This window comes from Mesorhizobium sp. M5C.F.Ca.IN.020.29.1.1 (genome assembly GCF_003997375.1).
Classification (GTDB): Bacteria; Pseudomonadota; Alphaproteobacteria; order Rhizobiales; family Rhizobiaceae; genus Mesorhizobium; species Mesorhizobium wenxiniae.
This window is the reverse complement of record NZ_RZSW01000683.1, coordinates 1-2,719: the sequence shown is the minus strand read 5'-3', so window position 1 is coordinate 2,719 and position 2,719 is coordinate 1. Positions and strand designations below refer to the sequence as shown.

The following is a 2,719-nucleotide window of genomic DNA, read 5'->3' as shown; positions in this document are numbered from 1 at the left end:
CAATATGTATATACATATCGCCGCAGATTGAAACGGAAAAGATGATGGCAGGAGAGAGCAAAGGTCGGGCAGGGGAGGTTCGCCTCTGGCGCAATGCGCGTTTGGCAACCATGGCTGACAGCGCCGCCGCACTGGGTATCGTCGAAGACGGCGCGATCGCCGCGCGCGATGGCCTGATCGTCTATGCCGGCCCGGAAGCCGACATGCCGGCAGCGCTGGGCCAAGCAGCCGAGATTATAGATTGCGAAGGGCGTTGGATAACGCCGGGCCTGATCGACTGCCACACTCATCTGGTCCATGCAGGCAACCGCGCTAACGAATTCGAGATGCGGCTGGCCGGCGCGACTTATGAGGAGGTGACTCGAGCGGGCGGCGGCATCGTCTCGTCGGTCAAGGCGCTGCGCGCTGCCAGCGAGCACGAGCTGGTAGCGCAGTCGGTGCCGCGCCTCAACGCGTTGATCGCGGAAGGCCTCACCACCATCGAGATCAAGTCGGGCTACGGGCTCGATTTTGAAAACGAGAGGAAATCGCTGCGCGCCGCGCGGCTCCTGGGCGAACATCATCCAGTAACAATAAGGACGAGCTTCCTCGGCGCCCATGCCCTGCCGCCTGAAGCGAAAGGCGACAAGGACGCTTTTATCGATCTGGTCGCAAAGGAGATTTTGCCGGCCGTCGCTGCCGAGGGCCTGGCCGATGCGGTCGACGGTTTTTGCGAAGGCATCGCTTTTTCGCCCGAGCAGATTTCTCGCGTGTTCGACGCGGCCAAGCCGCTAAATCTGCCGGTAAAACTCCACGCTGACCAATTGTCCAATCTGCACGGCGCAGAACTTGCGGCGCGTTATGGCGCCCTGTCGGCCGACCATCTCGAATACACTGACGAGGCGGGTGCGGCGGCGATGGCGAGGGCAGGAACCGTGGCGACGATCCTGCCCGGCGCCTACTATTTCATCCGTGAGACCAAGAAGCCGCCGATCGGTCTGTTTCGCCAGCACGGCGTCAAAATGGCGGTCGCCACGGACTGCAATCCCGGCACATCGCCGCTGACCTCACTGCTGCTGACCATGAACATGGCGGCGACTTTGTTCGGTCTGACTGTTGACGAATGCCTTGCCGGTGTCACCCGCGAGGCCGCCCGCGCGCTGGGACTGCTCGGACAGACCGGTACGCTGGAGGCTGGAAAATCAGCCGACCTGGCGATCTGGGATATCGACCGCCCGGCCGAGCTCGTCTACCGCATGGGCTTCAACCCGCTGCATGCCCGAATCTGGAGAGGACGATGAGCGAACTCAAACTCAAGCCGGGCAACACAACGCTGGCCGACTGGCGCGAAATCTATCGTGGCGCGGTGCCGAAGCTGGACGCTGCCTGCCGGCCGAAGATTAGGGCGAGCGCCGAGGCGGTTGCGCGGATCGTCGCCAGGGGTGAGCCGGTCTATGGCATCAACACCGGTTTCGGCAAATTGGCCAGCGTCCGCATTCCCCCCGCCGACCTCGAGACGCTCCAGCGCAACATCGTGCTGTCGCATGCCGCCGGCGTCGGCGAACCGATGCCGGTCGCTGTTTGCCGGCTCATGATAGCACTGAAGCTTGCCAGCCTGGCGCAGGGCGCCTCCGGCGTTCGGCCACACACCATCGAATTGCTGGAGGCGATGTTGGCCAACGACGTCATTCCGGTGGTGCCGGCGCAAGGCTCGGTCGGCGCATCCGGCGACCTTGCGCCGCTGTCGCACATGACGGCGGTGATGATCGGCGTCGGCGAGTGCTTTACCCCGCATGGCCGGTTTCCGGCCAAGGTCGCTTTTGTCTCACACGGGCTGGAGCCGGTCACGCTTGGCGCCAAGGAGGGGTTGGCGCTGCTCAACGGAACGCAGTTCTCGACCGCCTATGCATTGGCCGCCCTGTTCGACGCTGAAGTGCTTTATCAGTCGGCGCTGGTGGCCGGCGCGCTTTCGACCGATGCCGCCAAGGGCTCCGACGCCCCCTTCGATCCGCGCATCCATCTGCTCAGGAAGCATCCCGGCCAGATCGAGACGGCAGAGGCGCTGCGCAACCTGATGGCCGGCAGCGCCATTCGCGAATCGCATCGCCTCGGCGACGAGCGGGTGCAGGATCCGTACTGCCTCCGCTGCCAGCCGCAGGTGATGGGCGCGGCGCTCAGCGTGCTGCGCCAGGCCGCCGACACGCTGGGCACCGAGGCCAACGGCGTCACCGACAATCCGCTGATCTTCGCCGAGGACGACACTGCGCTTTCCGGCGGCAATTTCCACGCCGAGCCTGTGGCCTTCGCTGCTGACATGATCGCGCTCGCCGTCTGCGAGATCGGTTCGCTGTCGGAGCGGCGCATTGCCATGCTGGTCGACCCGGCGCTGTCGGGCATGCCGGCTTTCCTGACACCGAAGCCCGGCTTGAATTCCGGCTTCATGATCCCGCAGGTGACGGCGGCAGCACTCGTCTCGGAAAACAAGCAGAAGGCTTATCCGGCCAGCGTTGATTCGATCCCGACCTCGGCTAATCAGGAAGACCACGTCTCGATGGCAGCGCATGGCGCGCGCCGGTTGATCGGCATGGTCGAGAATGCGACGGCCGTCATCGGCATCGAATTGCTGGCCGCTGCGCAAGGCTGCGATTTCCATGCGCCGCTGGCATCGAGCGCGCCGCTCGAAGCGGTGCGCAGGCTGGTCAGGGCCGAGGTGCCGCATCTCGACAATGACCGGCATTTC

The 2,719-nt window shown here is 64.4% G+C and carries 2 protein-coding genes; both read left to right on the top strand.

Annotation, left to right across the window (positions count from 1 at the left end):
- Window positions 1-44 precede the first annotated feature (44 nt).
- Window positions 45-1,280, top strand: a complete 1,236-nt coding sequence (gene hutI / locus EOA85_RS32020) for an imidazolonepropionase (protein WP_127212399.1) — start codon at window positions 45-47, stop codon at window positions 1,278-1,280.
- Window positions 1,277-2,719 (top strand): histidine ammonia-lyase (hutH, locus tag EOA85_RS32015; RefSeq protein ID WP_127212398.1); only part of this gene is annotated, 1,443 nt, incomplete at its 3' end. The genes hutI and hutH, both read left to right, overlap by 4 nt.

Excerpts from the sequence above, each read along its gene's own strand:
- hutI (WP_127212399.1), top strand. The coding sequence starts at position 45 with ATGGCAGGAGAGAGCAAAGGTCGGGCAGGGGAGGTTCGCCTCTGGCGC.